The sequence below is a fragment of the Bacillus mobilis genome, assembly GCF_001884045.1.
Taxonomy (GTDB): Bacteria; Bacillota; Bacilli; order Bacillales; family Bacillaceae_G; genus Bacillus_A; species Bacillus_A mobilis.
Genome location: NZ_MACF01000119.1, coordinates 183,730 through 204,482 on the forward strand (window position 1 = coordinate 183,730; position 20,753 = coordinate 204,482).

Annotated in this window: 28 protein-coding genes and 1 pseudogene; 9 read left to right on the forward strand and 20 right to left on the reverse strand. The window is 33.6% G+C overall.

Features of this window, described 5'->3' with window-relative positions; all coding sequences use genetic code 11:
- The first annotated feature begins 56 nt into the window (after positions 1-56).
- Positions 57-902, forward strand: a complete 846-nt coding sequence (locus BAQ44_RS20515; protein WP_211274099.1) for an oxidoreductase — start codon at positions 57-59, stop codon at positions 900-902.
- 39 nt (positions 903-941) lie between these two features.
- On the forward strand, positions 942-1,448 hold the full coding sequence (locus tag BAQ44_RS20520; protein ID WP_071723397.1) for a GrpB family protein: 507 nt from the start codon (positions 942-944) through the stop codon (positions 1,446-1,448).
- A gap of 215 nt (positions 1,449-1,663) precedes the next feature.
- Here BAQ44_RS20520 and BAQ44_RS20525 read toward each other — a convergent pair.
- From BAQ44_RS20525 to BAQ44_RS20555, 7 genes and pseudogenes are all read right to left on the reverse strand, one after another.
- Positions 1,664-2,043: pseudogene (locus tag BAQ44_RS20525) on the reverse strand (DUF4181 domain-containing protein).
- Between the two features lie 85 nt (positions 2,044-2,128).
- Positions 2,129-2,509 carry a DUF4181 domain-containing protein gene (locus BAQ44_RS20530; RefSeq protein ID WP_063263076.1) on the reverse strand — a complete coding sequence of 127 codons (381 nt, stop codon included), beginning with the start codon at positions 2,507-2,509 and terminating at the stop codon, positions 2,129-2,131.
- 19 nt (positions 2,510-2,528) lie between these two features.
- Positions 2,529-2,969 (reverse strand): NUDIX domain-containing protein, encoded by a 441-nt coding sequence (locus tag BAQ44_RS20535; RefSeq protein WP_063263077.1) that lies wholly within the window; start codon positions 2,967-2,969, stop codon positions 2,529-2,531.
- Between the two features lie 61 nt (positions 2,970-3,030).
- Positions 3,031-3,393, reverse strand: a complete 363-nt coding sequence (locus BAQ44_RS20540; protein ID WP_063263078.1) for a DUF4181 domain-containing protein — start codon at positions 3,391-3,393, stop codon at positions 3,031-3,033.
- 17 nt (positions 3,394-3,410) lie between these two features.
- Positions 3,411-4,247: a PP2C family serine/threonine-protein phosphatase gene (locus BAQ44_RS20545; protein WP_084669592.1), complete on the reverse strand. Its 837-nt coding sequence runs from the start codon at positions 4,245-4,247 to the stop codon at positions 3,411-3,413.
- On the reverse strand, positions 4,231-4,722 hold the full coding sequence (locus BAQ44_RS20550; protein ID WP_312754010.1) for an HIT family protein: 492 nt from the start codon (positions 4,720-4,722) through the stop codon (positions 4,231-4,233). Before BAQ44_RS20550 ends, BAQ44_RS20545 begins: the two co-directional genes overlap by 17 nt.
- A 100-nt stretch (positions 4,723-4,822) precedes the next feature.
- Positions 4,823-4,990, reverse strand: coding sequence for a glycine zipper domain-containing protein (locus tag BAQ44_RS20555; RefSeq protein WP_071723402.1), 168 nt, complete (start codon positions 4,988-4,990; stop codon positions 4,823-4,825).
- Positions 4,991-5,207: 217 nt separating this feature from the next.
- On the opposite strand from BAQ44_RS20555, the gene BAQ44_RS30500 reads away from it, so the two are divergent.
- A complete protein-coding gene (locus BAQ44_RS30500) occupies positions 5,208-5,444 on the forward strand; it encodes a hypothetical protein (RefSeq protein WP_002147404.1) in 237 nt (78 codons plus the stop codon).
- A 48-nt stretch (positions 5,445-5,492) separates the two neighbouring features.
- Here BAQ44_RS30500 and BAQ44_RS20565 read toward each other — a convergent pair whose 3' ends face one another.
- Together BAQ44_RS20565 and BAQ44_RS20570 are read right to left on the reverse strand one after the other, a co-directional pair.
- On the reverse strand, positions 5,493-6,329 hold the full coding sequence (locus BAQ44_RS20565) for an ABC transporter permease (RefSeq protein ID WP_063263082.1): 837 nt from the start codon (positions 6,327-6,329) through the stop codon (positions 5,493-5,495).
- Positions 6,322-7,527: a quaternary amine ABC transporter ATP-binding protein gene (locus BAQ44_RS20570; RefSeq protein ID WP_071723404.1), complete on the reverse strand. Its 1,206-nt coding sequence runs from the start codon at positions 7,525-7,527 to the stop codon at positions 6,322-6,324. Before BAQ44_RS20570 ends, BAQ44_RS20565 begins: the two co-directional genes overlap by 8 nt.
- Before the next feature lie 171 nt (positions 7,528-7,698).
- Here BAQ44_RS20570 and BAQ44_RS20575 point away from each other — a divergent pair, with 171 nt between their 5' ends.
- Entirely contained in the window at positions 7,699-8,556 is an 858-nt protein-coding gene (locus tag BAQ44_RS20575; protein ID WP_061679754.1) for a glycine betaine ABC transporter substrate-binding protein, read from the forward strand.
- A gap of 44 nt (positions 8,557-8,600) precedes the next feature.
- On the opposite strand, the gene clpP is transcribed toward BAQ44_RS20575, so the two are convergent.
- A complete protein-coding gene (clpP, locus tag BAQ44_RS20580) occupies positions 8,601-9,182 on the reverse strand; it encodes an ATP-dependent Clp endopeptidase proteolytic subunit ClpP (RefSeq protein ID WP_071723406.1) in 582 nt (193 codons plus the stop codon).
- A 21-nt stretch (positions 9,183-9,203) separates the two neighbouring features.
- Entirely contained in the window at positions 9,204-9,890 is a 687-nt protein-coding gene (locus tag BAQ44_RS20585; RefSeq protein ID WP_071723410.1) for an RNA polymerase subunit sigma-70, read from the reverse strand.
- Between the two features lie 143 nt (positions 9,891-10,033).
- Between BAQ44_RS20585 and BAQ44_RS20590 the strand changes: the two genes are divergently transcribed.
- The 3 genes from BAQ44_RS20590 to BAQ44_RS20600 all read left to right on the forward strand — a co-directional run bounded on the left by BAQ44_RS20590 (position 10,034) and on the right by BAQ44_RS20600 (position 11,562).
- Positions 10,034-10,354, forward strand: a complete 321-nt coding sequence (locus tag BAQ44_RS20590) for a 2Fe-2S iron-sulfur cluster-binding protein (protein WP_063263086.1) — start codon at positions 10,034-10,036, stop codon at positions 10,352-10,354.
- Between the two features lie 4 nt (positions 10,355-10,358).
- Entirely contained in the window at positions 10,359-11,021 is a 663-nt protein-coding gene (gene rpiA, locus BAQ44_RS20595) for a ribose 5-phosphate isomerase A (protein WP_071723829.1), read from the forward strand.
- Between the two features lie 106 nt (positions 11,022-11,127).
- Entirely contained in the window at positions 11,128-11,562 is a 435-nt protein-coding gene (locus BAQ44_RS20600) for a GNAT family N-acetyltransferase (protein ID WP_061679749.1), read from the forward strand.
- A 117-nt stretch (positions 11,563-11,679) separates the two neighbouring features.
- Here BAQ44_RS20600 and BAQ44_RS20605 read toward each other — a convergent pair whose 3' ends face one another.
- The 9 genes from BAQ44_RS20605 to BAQ44_RS20645 form a co-directional block, all read right to left on the reverse strand.
- On the reverse strand, positions 11,680-13,047 hold the full coding sequence (locus BAQ44_RS20605) for a lytic polysaccharide monooxygenase (RefSeq protein WP_071723413.1): 1,368 nt from the start codon (positions 13,045-13,047) through the stop codon (positions 11,680-11,682).
- Between the two features lie 357 nt (positions 13,048-13,404).
- A complete protein-coding gene (locus BAQ44_RS20610; RefSeq protein WP_071723415.1) occupies positions 13,405-14,598 on the reverse strand; it encodes a macrolide family glycosyltransferase in 1,194 nt (397 codons plus the stop codon).
- Positions 14,599-14,683: 85 nt separating this feature from the next.
- Positions 14,684-15,361, reverse strand: coding sequence for a formylglycine-generating enzyme family protein (locus BAQ44_RS20615; protein WP_169833834.1), 678 nt, complete (start codon positions 15,359-15,361; stop codon positions 14,684-14,686).
- A 32-nt stretch (positions 15,362-15,393) separates the two neighbouring features.
- Positions 15,394-15,912: a DNA topology modulation protein gene (locus tag BAQ44_RS20620; protein WP_063263090.1), complete on the reverse strand. Its 519-nt coding sequence runs from the start codon at positions 15,910-15,912 to the stop codon at positions 15,394-15,396.
- Positions 15,909-16,838, reverse strand: coding sequence for a phosphotransferase enzyme family protein (locus tag BAQ44_RS20625; RefSeq protein ID WP_071723417.1), 930 nt, complete (start codon positions 16,836-16,838; stop codon positions 15,909-15,911). Before BAQ44_RS20625 ends, BAQ44_RS20620 begins: the two co-directional genes overlap by 4 nt.
- 26 nt (positions 16,839-16,864) lie before the next feature.
- The gene (locus BAQ44_RS20630) at positions 16,865-17,251 is read right to left on the reverse strand and encodes a ribosomal maturation YjgA family protein (RefSeq protein ID WP_071723419.1); all 387 of its coding nucleotides are present in this window, start codon (positions 17,249-17,251) and stop codon (positions 16,865-16,867) included.
- Positions 17,252-17,316: 65 nt separating this feature from the next.
- The gene (locus BAQ44_RS20635; RefSeq protein ID WP_071723422.1) at positions 17,317-18,024 is read right to left on the reverse strand and encodes a class I SAM-dependent methyltransferase; all 708 of its coding nucleotides are present in this window, start codon (positions 18,022-18,024) and stop codon (positions 17,317-17,319) included.
- 21 nt (positions 18,025-18,045) lie between these two features.
- Positions 18,046-18,399 carry an MmcQ/YjbR family DNA-binding protein gene (locus tag BAQ44_RS20640; protein WP_063263098.1) on the reverse strand — a complete coding sequence of 118 codons (354 nt, stop codon included), beginning with the start codon at positions 18,397-18,399 and terminating at the stop codon, positions 18,046-18,048.
- A 15-nt stretch (positions 18,400-18,414) separates the two neighbouring features.
- Positions 18,415-18,819, reverse strand: coding sequence for a GNAT family N-acetyltransferase (locus BAQ44_RS20645; RefSeq protein ID WP_071723424.1), 405 nt, complete (start codon positions 18,817-18,819; stop codon positions 18,415-18,417).
- Positions 18,820-19,118: 299 nt separating this feature from the next.
- Between BAQ44_RS20645 and BAQ44_RS20650 the strand changes: the two genes are divergently transcribed.
- Both BAQ44_RS20650 and BAQ44_RS20655 read left to right on the forward strand, forming a co-directional pair.
- Entirely contained in the window at positions 19,119-20,504 is a 1,386-nt protein-coding gene (locus BAQ44_RS20650; RefSeq protein WP_071723426.1) for an S-layer homology domain-containing protein, read from the forward strand.
- A 2-nt stretch (positions 20,505-20,506) separates the two neighbouring features.
- Positions 20,507-20,719, forward strand: coding sequence for a DUF3006 domain-containing protein (locus BAQ44_RS20655; RefSeq protein ID WP_071723428.1), 213 nt, complete (start codon positions 20,507-20,509; stop codon positions 20,717-20,719).
- The last annotated feature ends 34 nt before the right edge of the window (positions 20,720-20,753 follow it).

The window sequence follows — 20,753 nt, forward strand, 5'->3', positions numbered from 1 at the left end:
AATAGCTATTCGCTATACAATTCGTTATGATAAAAGAAAAAGAAAGCGAGCAAAAAATGAATAAAAAAATCGCAATTATTACAGGAGCCTCAAGTGGATTCGGACTATTAACTACACTTGAACTTGCAAAAAAAGACTATTTAGTCATTGCTACAATGCGAAACCTTAATAAACAAGAAGATTTAATATCTCAAGCTACTAAACTCAACTTACAACAAAACATAAAAATTCAGCAATTAGATGTAACCGACCAAAACTCTATACATAACTTTCAATTGTATTTACAAGAAATAAGCAGAGTAGACCTTCTCATTAATAATGCAGGATATGCAAATGGGGGCTTTGTAGAAGAAATTCCAGTAGAGGAATACCGTAAACAATTTGAAACGAATCTATTTGGAGCTATATCAATTACTCAACTTGTATTACCTTATATGAGAGTACAAAAAAGTGGAAAAATCATTAATATAAGCAGCATCAGTGGTCAAGTTGGATTCCCTGGTCTATCTCCTTACGTTTCTTCAAAATATGCATTAGAAGGCTGGAGTGAATCTCTTCGTTTAGAAGTAAAACCGTTCGGAATAGATGTTGCTTTAATAGAACCAGGTTCTTATAACACAAATATTTGGGAAGTTGGTAAACAACTAGCTAAAAACCAAGCTGATACATCTTCTCCTTACAAAGAATATATGGATAAAATACAAAAACATATTAATAGCGGTAGTGATACGTTTGGTAATCCGATAGATGTTGCAAATAAAATCGTAGAAATCGCTGAATCTAAGCGTACGAATTTACGCTATCCAATTGGAAAAGGTGTAAAATTCATGATCTTTTCGAAGAAGATTCTTCCTTGGGGATTGTGGGAATACATTGTTTTGAGAACCTTTAAGAAAATGTAATAGACTTTTGAAAACCATTTTGAAAGAGGTGCGAATTAAATGCTAGGTTTACCATTTGGACAAGTGTTTTTAGTTCCGTGGACTGAAGAATGGCAAATTGAGTTTATGAAAGAGAAACAATTCATTGAGGAACAAATTGGCGAACATATTTTAGCGATACACCATATTGGTAGTACCTCTATTCCACATTTAAGCGCAAAACCTATTATTGATATAGCAATCGAATTAGAAGATTATAAGGATGGCTTAAAATGCATTAAAAAGTTAGAATTACTTAACTATAAATATAGAAAAGATGTACTACCTGAACGATACTATTTTAATAAAGGAGAGCCAAGAACTCATCAAATTCATATGTATGAACAAGGAAATACATATTTATTAGAGCAATTACAATTCAGAGATTACTTAATAAACAACAAAACTTCTCGTATACAGTATGAACAGTTAAAGATTCAACTTTCACAGGCAAATCCTAATGATAAACATCAATATGCAGAGGATAAAACTAATTTCGTTACATCCATATTATCCAAAATAAAGTGAAACTTTAATCAGTGGGGGTTTTGTTCATCCCCCACTGATTATTAGCCCTCACCAATCGGACTTTAATGGGCAGTTGATCCCCCACCTAACTTCTTTGCTTACGTTGAATTTTGAGGTGGGGGTCTTACTGCCCATTAAAGTGGGATAAATGATGAATTTAAATAAGAAACCATTTAGTAGTAAATGGTTTCTTATTTATTTCTATAGACTTACTTTTATACTGAAATTGGATCGAAGTAAAGTAGCAATGAAATCATAACTACAAATGCAAGTAAACCGATTGTTGAAAGGATGTATTCTTTCGATTCTCTATCAAATTTCCATTCCATCCATGCGCGTAACGTCCATAATGTTGTAAAAAAATGAAAAAGGCATACCCTATGTTTGCATTTTCATCGCTATTAACATAAATCATACTACTTACAAAATAAATTATAAATAATCCAATTTCCAATTTTACATGCAAGCTATTTACATGCTTATATCCAAAGAAACCTCTCTTCTCCATATTCAACTTTCTTCTTAAAAATTGTTCTAAAAAATAACCACCTATAGCAATTCCTATAATGATTATCCAAACTGTAGAATTCCACATGTTTAATCCCCTCCTATTACTACGTTGCATTATTTAAAGTAAAGTGGATTACATGATAGCTAGTATCTTCTAAATAGTCACTTTATTATGCAGCAGGTGGAACGATATAAAATAATATTAAGAACATAACTATAAATGAAACTAGTCCGATTATCGAAAATATATATTCTTTCGACTCTCTATCATACTTCCATTCCATCCATGATCTTAAAATCCATGTTACCCCTAAATAAGTAATAATAGCATATCCAATATTAGCGTTTTCGAATTTATATATATAAATAAAACTAGTTATTAAATAAATTATAAATAGTCCTACTTCCAATTTTACATGCAGGCTATTCACATGCTTATATCCCCAAAAACGACTCTTTGGCATATCCAATTTTTTTCTCAAGTACTTATCGAAAAAATAGCCAACTATGCAAAAAACGAAAATTAGTATCCAAAAAGTAGAGCTTCCCATAGTGATCCCCCCTATTACCTTATATATTTTTAGAAATAAAGTGGACTATATTACGGTTATCCTCTTCTAAATAGCTTACAATCCCTTCAGGATATGTGCGCTTCTCCTTTAATTCATTTATACTTTTCCAAATTAATATAATATCCTCATATTCTTTATGTCTTATTTCATTTGTAATTCTCTCTTTAACAGTCCCCCAATGTATCAATGTGCAATGATGTCCTTTTTCGTTGTTCCACTCAAAAATATGCTCATTTACAACGGCTAATTCTTGAACATAAATCTTCAAATCGTATTCTTCCATTAATTCTCGTATTATCGATTCTTTTACAGTTTCACCAAATTCGATAGAACCGCCTGGAAAACGATAAAATGTTTCACTTAAATCACATTGTACAAGTACTTCAGAACGATCTTCATTTAAAATCATTACTTCAGCACGTAATTGAGGACTTTTCATTTCTTCTCTCCCTATAATTGCTCATTTTATGATATTGCCAGAGTATCTTAATCAATACGTATTAAATAAGGAAATATAGAATTATCCCCGTTATCAATAGTGATACAACTCCGCCTAAGGACATCAAAAACTCCCTTGATTCTCTATCATATTTCCATTCCATATACGATTCGAAACTATACAACGTAATTAAAAACAGAAAGGGTAGGAAGCCCATGTAGAGAGGGTTCGAAAGAGAAGAGCATATAATTATAACCACTATATACGAAAAAATAATAATCCTGTTTCCCCATTTATGCAGCTTATTTACATATTTATTATTCCATCCTGTTTGTTTCGGTATATTTAGCCTTTTTCTCACTATATTTTCTAAAACAAATAAGAATATGATCCATAAAACTAATACAATTACTTTCACATGCATTAGAGAGATCACCTCCTTTATCTTATAGTCTGGATTTTCTCCGGCTGATCACTCGGATACGTAGTACTCATTTTGTTCTCTACGTCCCAACTAATAATTGTCGCACTATCTCGTCCGAATTGATGATGAACATGTTCTAATACATGCTGAACACTTTCTTCAAGCTCTATTATATTTCTATTCATATCGTTATACAGATTTAATGGTGTTTCATAGTGTCGTTTCCCGCATTCTAATACTCCATCTGTAACCATTACAATTCGATTCTTTCCAGTACGTAATTCACGAACTCCTGTTGAATAGCAAGGAACTGGTAAATGAAATGTGTTTACATTTCCAATCCATTCATAAAAATGACGCTGATTTAATGCATATTGTCCTAACTTATGTAATTCTTCATGAAATACATAAATGAGGCAATCGCCAATAGATAACCACCATATATAATTTTCTTTTCTTACACATATTAAGCAAGCTGTTTCACCTTTAATTTTTTGGCACTTTTCTTTAAAGGAAGAGGACTGAAAAATTGTAAGTATATGATTTTCAACAGATCGAAATACTGTATCAATTGATTCATTCATCATTGCTTTTATATTTTCATATTCTTTTTGGATTGTATTTACTACTAAATCAACACTTTCCACACTATTATGTCCATCTAAAATGGCTGCAAATTCCCAATCATCATTCGACCAAACTAACGCACCATCTTCATTCTTTTTTGCTCCGGCACTTATATTCCCGCCATATGTACCGAGTACGATATCACCATATTGTTTTACTGAAACTTCGTCTAAATACATCTTCTTATTTCCAACCCATGAATATTGTCTATTATTTGTTGTATGCATATTCACTCACCATATACTTTCGTATTCTTTCGCATAGTTTTTTGATTTTCTCTGCGTCACCGTATGGCGCACCAGTCCATTTCGCTACTTCAGTTGGTGACCAAAACTCTTTGGGTGTATTTGGATAACGCGAGATGATGTGCATATGCATATGTGGTACACCATTCCCTGAAACAAAAGTGTAAATATGTTCTGCACCTTCACTTTCTTTTAGCGCTTTACTTACTCTACTTGTTATAAGTCCGAACGTTTTTGCTTCTTCATCTGTTAGTTCAGCAAGGCCAGGTACATGTCTTTTTATATCTATCATTACATAACCAAGGTATGTTTCTTCCCTATCCCAGTGGACATGTCCAACGTAAACGAGTTCATCTTCGTAAATAGCTCCACCTGGAACTGTAATGTTTCCTCTATGTTTTTCGCAAATAAAGCAGTTTTGCTCTACTTGATTGTTTGTTGACATATCCATCACCATCCTTTTTATTTATAATATCACAAAAAAAGGAAAAACAGGATTTGCATTCCGAAAATTCTTTCTTTTAATGAAGCGATTTTTTAAATAAATTTAATGCTCACTATTTCTTCAAAAATGCAACGCCAATTACAATCCCTATCACAATTCCGATTACTAAATTATTTGTAAAGTACCCTTGAAACACACCGATTACAACCCCTATACCGATACCTATTGCCAATGCGTCATTTCTTTTATTATTTTTAGCCAAAATTGCATCTCCTCCCATCATTTCTCCCTAAATAACATACACTTACTTGAATGTATTAATATACTCACTATCTCACTTGAATATTTCTAAAAAATCTACTTTAACTTCACTTATAATATTTTCTATTTTCTGTACATACTCCTTTTATAATGAAAAAAATTCAAGTAACCATTGAATATATATAGGCATTTACTATAAGAAAGACCAGTAATTTATTTAAGGAGGAACGATTCAAATGCATCCTCATTGGAATCCAAATATAAATCAACAATATGTGTATTCCCCCCATCCCGTAAGGAATACATTGCATCATGATTCACAATATATGATGCAACGTATCGCAAGTCTTGAAAGCCAATTAGCGAAATTAATCTCATTAATCGAAGAAAATAATCATTTAATTAAATCAATGGAACAGCAACAAAACCAAGTTTGTGCACCAGCTGGTGGTTCTGTCATTGTTCGTATGTAATTTATTCAAATAAAAAACACACTTTGTATAATAAAGTGTGTTTTTTTGTTATCTTCTTTTTTGATGAAATCCTTGTGTAATGCGGTCTAATATAATCGCAATGACAACAATAGCTAGTCCGGCTTCAAATCCCATTCCGATATTTACCTGTGTTACAGAGCGGTATACATCAACCCCAAGACCTGGTGCCCCTACAAGAGATGCTGTTACTACCATAGATAAGGAAAGCATAATGCTTTGGTTCACACCAGCCATGATCGTTCCAGTTGCGAGTGGTAATTGTACTTTAAATAATTTTTGTGATGCGGTAGAGCCAAACGCATTCGCTGCTTCTATTAAATCTTCTGGAACTTGTCTAATTCCTAAGTCAGTAAACCGAATTGTCGGGGGCATTGCAAAGATTACGGATGCAATAATCCCAGGTACTACACCTACTCCGAAAAATGTAATCGCAGGAATGAGATATACGAAAGCCGGCATTGTTTGCATAAAATCTAATGTCGGTTTTAAAAATTTTGAGAAGCGTTCATTTTGAGAAGCTAAAATTCCGATTGGGATTCCTACAATGATTGAAATAATAACAGATGTAAGTACGAGTGCTAATGTCTGCATCGTTTGTGCCCAGTAGTTAATATTTAAAATAAATAATAAACCGACCAGTGTAAAAATAACTAAAGATACTTTTCTCGTTGTGTACCAAATGAGGAAACAAAGGATGATAATCATCAATATGGCTGGTATTATTGTTAAAAAATTAGTGAGTAAATCTACGAATCCGCCGATAATATAAGAGAACCCTCGGAATAAGCCTTCAAAGTGCTCATATAAACTTGCAACAAATGAATCAACCCATTCACCTAATGGAATACGTGGTATACTACTCATCGTCTTTCACCTCTTCCTCAATATTTCCTGCAAGAGCTTGAATGACACTTTCACGTTTAATAATTCCTCTTAGTCTTTTCTTCTCATCAATTACGGGTAACGGATATTTCATCTCTGCCATTTTTGCATATGTTTCCTCAAGTAAGGTATCTACATACACATGCGGGATATCGTTAAGTAATAAATCAGCAATTGGCCACTGTTTTTGAACGGCTTTACTTGCATCGTCCGCAGTTAATATACCTAAAAACTCATACTTTTTGTTAACAACATATACAGTTGATACACCAGCGTTCCTCATAATTTGAAGTGCTACACGTGGTCCACGATCAATCAATAATGTCTCTGGTCGTTTTAAAATAGATTCCGCCGTAATGACTTTTCCTAAATTCACGTCCGCCACGAACTTCTCGACAAATTCATTGGCAGGACTCATCATAATTTCTTCTGGCGTTCCAATTTGAACAATCTCTCCATCTTTCATTAATGCAATCCGATCTCCAATTCGAAGCGCTTCGTCTAAATCATGTGTAATAAATATAATTGTTTTTTCCATTTTATCTTGTAATTCTAACAGCTCATCTTGCATTTCTTTTCGAATAAGTGGATCTAATGCACTAAATGACTCATCCATTAACAATACATCGGGATTATTTGTTAATGCCCTTGCGATTCCAACACGCTGTTGCATACCGCCACTAAGTTGACTTGGATAATTATCTTTATGATGATCAAGTCCTACTAACTGTAGCGATTCTAATGCTTTATGCTCTCGTTCCTCTACTGGAACTCCTTGAATTTCTAATCCGTACGCAACATTTTGTATCACTGTACGATGCGGAAATAAAGCGAACTTTTGAAACACCATACTCATTTTCGTTCTTCTCACTCTTCGTAACTCTTCTTTCCCCATCGTCGCGATATCTTCACCATCTATGTATATATGCCCTGCTGTTGGTCTAATTAATTGATTTAACATCCGAACTAACGTAGATTTCCCGCTACCAGACAGCCCCATAATCACAAAAATTTCTCCCGTATATACTTCAAACGTTGCCTTTTTTACACCAACATTCATTCCTGTCTCTTTCAAAATTTCCGATTTATTTTTTCCTTCTTTTAATAAAGTAAGCGCTCTTTGCGGGTGTTTCCCAAATACTTTTGTTACGTTTTCAACACGCACCTTTGTATTATCCATGTCACTACTCCTTTTCTACCCATCTATTCACATAGTGTTGCGATTTTGCAAAGAAATATTACATAAAAATGACATTCATAAGATTTCTTTAAAATTCTCGTTTCCGTTCATAATAAGAATGCTTACTTATACATTTATTTAAAAAGGCAAACGTTTCTTAGGAGGGTTTCAATGAGAAAGAAAATATGGCTTATATGCCTTTCGTTATTTATTACTATGATTTTCTCTTCATGTAATGCAACAAATGCAAATTCGAAAGGAAAAATTAAACTTGGTGTAACAAGTTGGAAAGAAAACATTGCCACGGCAAACATGTGGAAAGTTTTATTAGAACAAAAAGGTTACAAAGTTGAACTCATGTATTTAGAAAAAGCAGCAATTTGGACTGGTGTTGCTCGCGGTGATGTTGATGCTAATTTAGAAGTATGGCTACCCGTTACGGATAAACCGTTAAATGCTCGTTATAAAGATGATATTGTCTTAAAATCCAAATGGTATGAAGGTACTGGACTTGGCCTCGTCGTCCCTTCTTATATGAAAAACATTAACAGTATTGAGGATTTAAATGCACATAAAGATGAGCTAGATAACAAAATTGTTGGCATCGAACCCGGTAGTAGTCTTATGAATTTAACGAACAAAGCAATGAAGGAATATGATATTAAACTAAAACTTGTCCAATCTTCTGAAGCTGCGATGATGAGTGAACTAAAGAAAGCATATACGAAAAAGAAACCAATCGCTGTTACGCTTTGGAATCCGCATTGGGGCTTTTCGGAATTTGACTTAAAATATTTAAAAGACCCTAAGAAAGTATATGGTGAAAAAGATGACATTTATTACTCTGTTCGTAAAGGTTTCGAAAAAGATCATCCGGATATCATAAAATACTTTGACAAATGGAAAATGAATGATGAACAACTTGGTACATTAATGGTCGAGTTAAATAAAACGAAAGATCCCGAAGAAGCGGCACGAAAATGGATTAAAAAGAATCAAGCGCTAGTTGATGAATGGGTAAAAGATTAACAAAACAGGCTAGAGGATTAGCATATCCTCTAGCCTGTTTTATCTTATTTTTTCGTAACAACATCATCTACAATCCCATATTCTTTCGCTTCTTCTGCAGTCATAAAATAATCTCTTTCTGTATCATGTGCTACTCTTTCAATTGATTGCCCTGTTTTTTCTGCAATCATTTTATTAATATCACGCTTTAACTTTAGTATTCTTTTTGCTGTTATTTCAATTTCCGTTGCCTGACCTTGCGCACCTCCTAGTGGCTGGTGAATCATAATTTCACTATTAGGGAGTGCAAACCGTTTCCCTTTTGCACCTGATAATAATAACAATGCACCAAATGATGCTGCAAATCCCATACATAGCGTTTGTACATCTGGTTTAATGAGATTCATCGTATCTAATATGGCAAAACCTGCTGTCGTTGAGCCGCCTGGGCTGTTAATGTATAAAAATATATCTTTCTCGGCATCTTCCGCTTCTAAAAATAATAATTGAGCTACGACACTACTTGCTACTTGATCATTTATTTCTGAACCGATAATAATAATGCGGTCTTTTAATAACCTTGAATATATATCATAGGAACGTTCTCCTAATTTCGTTTGTTCTACTACATATGGAATTGCATTCATTTTTAATCCCTCCAATAATTGTTATGCCACGCAAAGCATACAACTGTAGGAAGAAGGTTTTTTTGCATTAAATAATAAGACTGGCTGTTTAGATGGTAACTTAGTAAAATCTATTGTCGGAAGAAGCTTTGTTAACAATTCCGGCTTTTCCTCACGAATAGACGTTACTACAACTTCAATATCATCTGTGAATTCGACTATCTCAATCCCTTCTTCACTTACAGTTTTCAGCCTATTTCTACTCCGAAATAAAGAAGCTTTTACTGCACCTTCCGATATGGAACATACTTTAGCAATATCAGCGATACTATATTGAAAAACATCCTTTAATAATAAAATTGCGGATTGTTGTACATTGAGTGACGATAATACTTTTCCTACCATTTCATGCAAATCTGCAATGTTCTCTTGTGGTTCTTCAAAAGTAATTTGTCCCTTTATTTTTTCATGAACTGATTTTGATTTCATCTGATCTATCCAGCGATTGCGAGCTATTTTATATACAAGTGTCATACAAATATCTTTATTACTATATTTTTGAAGAACTTTACAAACAGTTTCTTGGGCAAGGTCTTCGCCGTCCCACTTGTTTTTCGTTAAAAATGTACAGTACCTTTTCAATTCTCCGTATTGCTCAATTAAAAAATTTATATTTGAATGATTCATATCGATATGATTTTTAAAAATATGAGTTACTTTTGTGCACAAAATAACCACTCCTTTTCAGCGCTTACTTAATAAACGATTCAACAAATAAAAAAGTTACGGGGCATATAAAAAAATTATGTTTATGTTTAATAATTCGCGGTCATAAATATGTTATGTACAATATTACGTGAGGAGGAACAAATTTGCCAAAATTAACAATTGAAGGTGCGGGAACTTTTGATGTAAAAGAAGGCACAAAGTTAGTATTAGCGATTGAAGATAACGGTGTACACATTCTCCATCGCTGCGGCGGGAAAGCCCGCTGCACAACTTGTAGAGTAGAAATTATAGCAGGTGAGTTTTGTGAAGCGAATTCTAATGAAAAAAATGCGATTACGGAAAAAGGAATTGAAGATCACTTACGTTTATCATGCCAAATGCACGTACATAAAGATATAGTCGTTCGCCCTATACTTACAGTAGAAAATTCAGGTCTTGATGCAGGCCCGCGTCCAGCAGAATAATATGATGAATTTAAAACAGCTTGCTGGTGAATATGCTGCTAACTTTGTAAAAGATGGGATGAAAGTTGGACTTGGTACAGGTTCTACTGTATATTGGTTGATACAAAAATTAGGTGAGCGTGTAAAGGAAGGATTATCAATTCAAGCTGTACCAACGTCAAAAGAAACGGAAGTATTAGCTAAACAGTTATCTATTCCATTAATCCCCTTAAATGAAATTGGTATACTCGATCTCACAATCGATGGTGCAGATGAAATTGATTCAAATTTACAATTAATAAAAGGTGGTGGCGGCGCATTACTTCGCGAAAAAATCGTTGCCACTTCCTCTAAAGAACTAATTATCATTGCTGATGAATCAAAACTTGTAACGCATTTAGGTACTTTCCCATTACCTGTTGAAATTACACCTTTTTCATGGAAACAAACGGAAAGTAAAATTCAAGCTTTAGGTTGTCAAACAACGTTACGTTTAAAAAATAATGAAACGTTTATTACCGATAATAATAACTTGATTATTGATTGTGTATTCCCTCATGACATATCTAATCCTGCCAACTTACATACTCAATTAAAAATGATTACAGGCGTAGTTGAAACAGGGTTATTTGTTAATATGACTAGTAAGGCGATTATTGGAACAAAAAATGGAATAAAGCAATTATAATGAAGGCTGACTCTTACAGTCAGCTTTTTATATTTTCTCTTTATAGCGTAGCATTATGATATACTATGAAAACAAACGCACATCACATTAGAAAGGGCTGAACAAATTGCACTCCAAACTCATAACAGAACTCACAGATTTAGAAACTGCCTTTCATATTCGAAAAGAAGTATTTGTAAAAGAACAAAATGTCCCTCTGGAGGATGAATTCGATACATTCGATGAAATCGGTGAGGAATGTAAACATATTTTAGTTTATTATAACGAGCTTCCTGTAGGTACAGGTCGTATACGATTTGTTGACGGCGCAGGAAAATTAGAACGTATTTGTATATTAAAAGACTATCGTAAATACGGATTAGGAAAAGTAATAATTAAGGCGTTAGAAGAAATTGCTCGTGACAAAGAATCCACAAAAGTAAAACTACACGGTCAAACACAAGCTGAAGGGTTTTATGGAAAATTAGGCTATCAAACCTCATCTGAAGTATTTATGGAAGATGGTATTCCGCACGTTCTCATGACGAAAGTATTATCATAATAAAAAGGGTAATATATGAATTCATATATTACCCTTTTTTAATGATAGAAAAGTAAATTCTCAAGATTTCCTTTTGCATCAAAGCCCAACATCTCTTAGTTTATACCTAGATAAAGCTTACACTGTTTTCCATAATGATAAGGCATAAATCCAGTTTGGATCCCCATTTCCTTGATAACCCTGGACTGCTTCATATACTTTTCCTTCGTGTAGTACTCTATCTCCCTTTTCGTATGCTTTCTTCGCATCCCACTCTTCATATGAAACGCTTTCATTTTTAGTAGTGATTGTGAAAATATCACTCTGTACAGATTCATTTCCAGCTACATCAACTGCTTTCACTACATATTTATAAGTAGTATTGGAGAGTAAATTTTTATCCATATAAGAAGTAGTATTGGATGTTGCAATCTTTTTCATTGATCCTTCTATTTCTCTATAAATATCGTAATGGTCTACACCAATATTATCGTCAGATGGACTCCACATTAAGTCTACACTTGACACTGTCGTTCCCATACTATGTAATCCTTTTGGTTGTGTTGGTGCTTCTGTATCAGGAGCCTCAACTGTTGTTTTCACTGTAAGTGCTGTACTTTCTTTCGAAACATTTCCAGCTGCGTCAATTGCTTTTACAGTATACGAATATTCTGTACTTGGTTTTAATTTTTTATCAATAAAATGAGTTCCTGGTACTGTGTCAATCATCTCTCCGTTACGGAAGATTTGATACCCTTTTACCCCTACATTATCCGTAGAAGGGTTCCATGTTAGTTCTATACTATTCGCTGTTACTTTTTGTGCCTGAATTCCATTTGGACTACTTGGAGCCTCTATATCTGGTTTCACATCATTGATAAGATTAACATCAATTACATTATAGAATGCATTTGCTGTATCAGCTACATCCCATACTGCTAAAATCACATGATATCCACTACGATCAGTAGGTACATTGATTTTGTGAGTTAAATGATTTGAGGCTGCAGAACCATCATGTTGTACAGTTCCAATTGGTTCAAAATCTGCCCTTGTGAGCGCTTTATTGGGATTCCATCCTTTTTTTGTAATATAGTAATGCCATTTGCTCGTTAAGTGAGGCGCTGTATACTTCCAAGTAAAAGAATTTTCCCCGCCTGTGATTGTATTTTTAAACCAACGATTTTCAGTTTGCTGATCTAAAATACCGCCAAATTTTCCGCCTGCAGAAGCGATTTGTCCATCAACTGGGCCACCTTGCGGGAATCCTTTTGGTGCTTCTAAGCTTTGCGGTTCATACATAACACTTCCGCAGTTTACATTTAGTGCGCCATAAGTTGGACTACATAAAGCAGATCGGCTGCCAGGCTTTTCAACAAAACCGTGCGCGTATGCATTTTGAGGAATAAGTGTCGAGCCAATAATTCCGGCTGTTAATGCAACAACTCCTAGACTTTTTTTGTTCATTTTCATACTTTGTAGTTGTTTTAAAAATCGATTATTCATGTTCCTGTCCCCTTCTTGTTATACTTTGTAGTGTAATGTGGGCTTCGATGTAAAAGAATAACAAGAGACAATCTTGTATCGTTGTATGTGTTAATTACGTATACAACGCAGTGAAAATACATTTCATTTCTTGTGAAATATTTCACTTGATAAATATATCATGACATAGAAATCATCAAAGTATGTGCAGAAGTTGCGCAGAAATGATGAAAGCATTAGTAACACGTAAAACTATGGTCCGAATTTATAAAACAGAATATTCAGCATTTCAAAACAACGAATTCTCCGCTTCATATAAAAGAAGAGTGTCTATATCATTTCATATAGACACTCTTCTCATGTATAATTTTCTATTTATTACTGACCTAAAAATGTAGAAATTTCATCAACAGCTTGTTTATACCCACCGGATTTTCGGAAAGACTCCTTCAAATTCAAAGCAGCTTCTTTAAATGACGGATTATTTAATATGAGTTCTACACTTTCACGTAGTTGTTCTTCAGTTAGTTCCTTCATTGACAACTTAACCCCAGCTCCAAGATTCTCCACTTGCTTTGCGATAACTGGCTGATCTGCACTTTGCGGAATTACAATAAGCGGAATCCCATTATATAGTCCTTCATGTGTACTGTTCATCCCGCCGTGTGTAATAAATAACTTTGTATATGTAAGTAGTTTTGTTTGTGGTACATAATTTTTCACAATGAAGTTTTTAGGAATTTTACCTAAATCACTTATTTTCGTTTTATTGCCAATAGACATCACAATTGTATAATCTCTATTCTCAAACGCCTTCATACATAGTTTATAAAAATCAAGCGATTCATTAAAAACAGTACCTAGTGAAATGTAAATCGGGCTTTTTTCTTCAATTGCAGTAAAATCAAACTCTTCATTTTTTACTTGCGTAGAGATAGATGGACCTACAAATGTAAAAGTTTCATCAAACATATCTCCAAAAGGTTGGAACTCCCTTATTGTATACACAACAGTAAGTGGCGCTGGATTACAGAAAACTTCATACGGCGAGTTTATTTTAACTCCGTATTTTTCCGCAATTCCCTTAGTTAAGCTTTCAAAATCATTATATATCCTATCTTGATCTTCTACTGGGATATTTTTAGACAAGTGGGCTAACATTTGTTCAAATGCTTTTTCATCCTGTGCAAAAGATGTACAAGAATTTATTGCTGGAAGCTTTAGAATTTGAGAAATTATATGGCCACAGCCAAACATCGAATCGTGAATAATATAATCAAAATGTTCCCCTTCAATTTGCTCTAGAACACTAGGTATCACAACATCCACTGTATGCAAAAGGCCGTTAATTCTTTCTAATAAATAATTTCGACCACCGGAAAGAAAAGCTTTTATAAACTTTTGCTCGTCAATTGTTCGTACAGTAGCACCTGTCTTTTCAATACGCTCTCTAAAAGATTCTATTGAAAAATAAATTACCTCTTCCCCACGTGAAGCTAATTCTTCTACGACTTGCAATGTTGGATTTATATGTCCTTCTGATCCAGTATTAATGAATAAAACACGTGCCATTATGAACACTCCTTACGTCAAATCTTGTCTATTATGTTAAGAATATAAATACTCTCCAAACACTTTGTTATATACCATGCTCTTATTAAATTGACCTTGCAAGCCTGAATCCAAGATCATCTATATGAAATGTAGGATGACTACGCCGGCGACAAGTCGCCCCACAACCTCTAGCTTCTTCAGCCCAACTACCGCCTCGGAAAATTCGGTACGATCCATATACCTTTTCATCATACAAATCATAGCACCATTCCCAAACGTTTCCTAACATATCATACAAGCCCCATGCATTCGGCTCTTTTTTTCCGACCTCATGAATACGTCCATCTGAATTTTCATTATACCAAGCAATTCCTTTCAGATCTCCATATATGTATCCAGTAGTTCCCGCTTTACATGCATATTGCCACTCTGCTTCAAAAGGTAATCGGTAGCCAATTGAATCTAAATTACAACTAACAATTAGACCATCATCACTAATAGAATAATATTCTTTTAATCCTGCTTTTTTTGAAAGTAAATTACAAAATACAATGGCATCATTCCAAGAAATATTTACAACTGGTTTATTTTTATCTTTGAATAAATTTGGTTTATGATTCGCAATCGCATCATATACTTCCATCGTTACAACGTACTTTGCTAGAAGAAATGGTTTAACTTGGACTTGCCATTCTTTTTTAATTCGATCATCTCTTAATACTACTTTTCCTTCTGGAATTTTCACCATATTAGAATCAACCGGGCCGATGAATCTATTCAATCCGATCCCCCCATGTTACTTCTTTTTATAATCTAACTATTTATGGTATCGTACTTCTCTAAAAATAGTCTTACTTCATTTGAGGATTTTAAAATAATAACTTCTTTATCTTTACTCAATTGATTTAGCCTCTTTAAAATTGAAGGTCGTTTCGTCTTAGGATATTCCCATATCCATTTAAAAAATTGCAAGTCAAACCTTTCCTCACATCCAGCCCCCATATCCGGTCTTGTTTTATTCCGATATTGTACAATCCTTTTAAAAGCACGATAAACACATATTGTTCTATGAATATCAAGAAAGATAATTGTATCAGCTGCGTTAATTCTTATGTCCATTGTCCCGCCATAATTCCCATCAATAATCCACTCATCTTCTTTAACTAATTCATTTTGAACCCTTCTTTGCTCCTCTTTCGGTACACCCTCCCAATTTGGTTTCCAAAATAACGCATCAAGATGATGTACTTTAATATTTAATTTATTTCCTAATTGCCTTGCTAATGTAGATTTTCCTGAACCACCAGAACCTATTAATATTATTTTTTTCATTTTCGTACTAACCTTTCTATTGATTCCTCAATAACTTCTTTATTTGCAAAAATCCAAAAGAACATCTCTTCATTTAATTTTAGTAAATCTTTTATCTGAACAAAATAAGTAATAAAGATAATTTGAATAGAAAGCATAACATACCAAATCGCTTGTAGCTCTTCTCTCGTTAAAGTGCATTGTTTATTGTATCCTTCAAAGATTTTGCTGATGATATGTTGCCACTTCCCTCTTAATTCTTCATCTCTATATAACTCACTCAAAATACTCGTACAACAATAGCATAAATCAAATACTTTAATATTCTTTTCTACCAGTTCAAAATCTATAAATCCTTGAAATTCATTATCTTTAAAGATTACATTCGATAAGTGCATATCGCGATGAATGATTTGTTTTCGTAATGGGTGGACGTTTTTCTTGACATCTGTATGTACTTGATTCATTTTTCGAATTACATCCTGATGAACATGTTCATTCTTTTCTAAAATAGGTAAAGCCCAACCATATACTACCTTGTATAAATCTCGTTTTACGAACCCGTTTTCACTATCCATTGAATTAAGCGCTTGATGTAAATACGCTATTTCTTCTCCAATTGTGCTTCCAAGCTGTTTCAGATTTTCTGTATCTTTTATTTCAAGCACATTTCCAGCAACGTATTCATACACACAATAATATTTCTCTTTATAAAATACATACCTTTCGTTATTACTCGTATTCACTAGTCTTTGTAATTTAACTCCTTTTTCATCAAGTTGTTCTAATACATTTATTTCAACTAAAAGCTGTTCTATTGATCCCTTTTCCTTTAGAATATATGCTTTATTCTTACAAAGAACCTTCGTTACGTTTGATTGTAGTTTAGTAATTGTGACATCTTTATCAAGAAACCAAAAATTCACAATTTCTAATATACCCTTCATATACGAATACCCCTTTTCCAAATCTCTTATTTCTCCCGTAATATAAACTCAAAAAGAAATCCTACTCCAACACCAATTGTATAAGCAACTAAATCACTCCACAAAAATCCGTAACCTAATACAAGTCCACCTAAAGTCGTTGCACGAATACTATCTATCCATTCAGCATGATACAATTGGCTCACTTCAATCCCGTAGCAAAATAGCAAACTTATAAAAGCCAATTTCTTCGTTTCTATTTTAGGAAATAAAAATCCGAATCCAGTAAAAATCATCAATGCCCATAAAGCATCGCCTAAGTACTCGTTTAATAGCTGAGGTAACGCAAAAGCTAACTTTCTTGAGCTAAGACCTAAAATAATTACAAAGATAGTAAACAGTGCATACAATAGTCTATTTCGCTTCGTTTTCATTTCAAGATCTCCTAATATATAATTTAAAATTGTAAATAGGTAGTAAAATATAATTATTTTACTACCTATTTTTTAATGGCTTTCATAATAAGAAAATGTGGATTTGTATTTAGATAATGATATGATTTTTCATTTACTTCTCTCATCTTTTCAACTGGCCTCGGTTCCACCATTTTTTCTAACACGAAATAATTTGTTGTTTCATTAACTATGTCTTGGAGTGCCCTTCTAAAAAAGCTAACTTCTATTGTAATATTTGGTTTAACCCAAGTATCTACTAATAATTGTTTTTCGAAATAATTTTCACTAGTAAACTTTGTAAAGTCCATAAAAGGATGATGAATGGAGTATATAAATTCTCCACCAGGCTTCAATACTCGGCGAAACTCCTTAAATACTTTATTCCAATTTTCTAAGTAATGAAGCGTTAACGAACTTACAATAATATCAAATGTATTATCTGCAAATGGTAATACTTCTTGCAGGTCATGACAAAGAAACGTTGCATTATCACCCATACTTTCCTTTGCAGATTTTATCATTTCAGAACTTACGTCAATTGCAGTAACGTTTGCCCCTCTTTCTATAAATTGAGAAGTATACCATCCAGCTGCACATCCAGCATCTAGTATACTCTTCCCTTCTAAATTCTTTGGAATCATCTCCATCATCGCTGGCCTTTCATAATAACTGTTATATGGATTTGCCGAGTCTAGATTTTCTTTATATGTACTCGCTAATTTATCATATGTACCTTTGATCGTGTCTTTCAATACGCTCACTCCTTATACATACTAATCTAATAACTCTTGCTGCTTTTTCTTTGAAAATGATTGTAAAACTAAATCATATGACCAATCAATCATCTTATTAATTTGCTCTTGCTCTACATCTTTATGTATATACACTGTATTCCAATGTTTTTTATTCATATGATACCCCGGAATGATTGCTTCTGGATACTCTTCTCTTACTCTTAGTGCAAGTTCTGGATCACATTTTAATGTAATCGCAGCTTTTTCTCCTTCTTCATCGTTTACTATCGCAAATATTTTATTATTAAGCCTCATACATGTTGCATTCCAACCATCTGGTGAATCTTCTGTCGCTTTTCTTTTCGATAAACAATATATTCTTGTTGCATTCATTCTCATTAACACCTCTTATTCTTTCACAGTTTGATTACGATGCATTACAATTTGTTTCGTCGCTTGAAATTGCTGTTCGCCGTAAAACTTTATTAATTTCTCTCCGCAAAATAGACTAACAATATGAACATGAGATATCTCTTGAAGTAATATTGTAAGCATCTTCTCCCCGATACCTTTATTTCTTACACTCTCATGCACGACAACATCTTCTATGTATGCTCGAAAAACACCATCAGAAACAACTCTAGCAAATCCGATTAATTCATTTTCTTCCCATACCCCAATCGCTATACTATGCTTTAACATATTTTGAATATCGATTTCTTTTCTTTCTGGCCACCAACCGACAGAGTCATAAAGTTTTTTTATTTTGCCTACGCAGATTGGCTGTTCATGTTGCAATTTATACGTGTACATTTTCTTTCTCCCATCAAACTGCTCATTATATTTAATTTGTCTTACTTTCTTCAATATAAAACTTTAGAATCCAGCTTGTTATGAAAACCTACATAAGATTAATTTATAATATCAATTTTACAATTGCAATCGTTACTCTTCTTTTCACATTCTTCATATTAAATATACAGAATAAAAGAAAACCAGTGAATAAAATACCAAAAGCATTTCTCACATACTATTTAACTATTAAAGCTTGAATTTCTTTCAAGAACTGGTAAAGTTAATTAGGTAAAAAATACATAAAGTGAGGCGGTTTTTTGAAAAAGTTTAGTTTATTACTAACAGCATTTGTCATAATCTTATCGTTATGCATCCCTAATTTTACAAGTGCTAAAGCTTTTCCTGATGTCCAATCTAATCATTGGGCAATTAAAGAAATTAACTATTTATCGGATAAAGGTATCATTAAAGGTACGCCAGAAGGAACTTTTAAACCAAGTGATGATGTAACTCGTGGACAAATGGCCTTAATGCTAGATTTATCATTAAAATTAGAAAAACCATCTAGCTATAATCATATTTTTTCCGATGTAACCAAAGGTATCTATTACTATGATTCTGTACATAAGTTAGCACATAATAACATTGTACAACGTGAAACAAACTATTTCCCTGACCGCTCATTAACTCGTGCAGAAATGGCAGTAGTTCTTGTTAAAACTTTTAATTTAAAGCCTACAGGAGCAGACGTCAATTTCCCTGATGTTCCATCTAATCACTGGGGTTACAATTATGTCAAAATTTTAGCTCAAAATAATATCACTACTGGATTTCCTGATGGTACATTTGGTCCAGGTGTAAAAGTAACTCGTGAGCAATTCGCTGCATTCTTGGCTCGTGTATTAGAACCGAATTTCCGTCCAGCTCTTCCTAAGCCTAAAGGTAATTTAGAGGTTCATTATATTGATGTCGGACAAGGTGATGCTACTTTTATTAAATCTCCAAGTGGAGAAACTATCCTTATTGACGCTGGTAACAATGGAAAAGGTAAAGTAGTAGCAAATTATTTAAAAGGATTAGGATTCCAAACTATTGATTATATGATTGCTACGCATCCTGATGCTGATCATGTAGGTGGATTAGATGAAGTCCTATATTCTATGAATGTAAAAAACGTTTACGCTCCTAAAGTAAGTCATACGACACAAACGTTTAAAGACTTCCTAACTGCAGTAGCAAACAAAGGATTAACAATTAAAGAAGCGAAATCTGGTGTAACTTTACCAATCAACGGTTTAAACTCACAGTTTTTAGCTCCGGTTAAAGAATACGGTAACGATCTAAATGAGTGGAGTGCTGTATTAAAAGTAACACACGGTAGCAAATCCTTCTTATTCACAGGTGATGCTGAATCTAAAAGTGAGAAAGATATGCTTGCAACACATGGTACTAACCTAAAATCAGATGTATTAAAACCAGGTCATCACGGAAGTAAGACTTCTTCTTCTCAGCCATTTTTAGATGCAGTGAAGCCAAGTATCGCTGTGATTAGTGCAGGTGCAGGTAACCGCTATGGCCATCCTACGCAGGAAACTTTAGCAAAGTTAAATGCAATGTCTGTTAAGGTATATAGAACAGATTTAAATGGTACTGTAGTTATTAATAGTGATGGTTCAAATATTTCTGTAAGAACGGAGAGATAATTATGAAAAAAGGTATTATTGACCGTTTTGAAGGTGAACTAGCAGTTATTGAAGTGAATAACGTAACAATTGATGTACCTAAATCCAAACTCCCTTCCACTGCAAAAGAAGGTGATGTTCTTATAATCGAGGATGATACGTATACAATTGATAAGGACGAAACGGATAAAAGAAGACGTGAAATCCAAGATTTAATGAATAAGCTATTTGAATAGAAAAAAGAGCCATCCTGTTGGAGGGCTCTTTTTT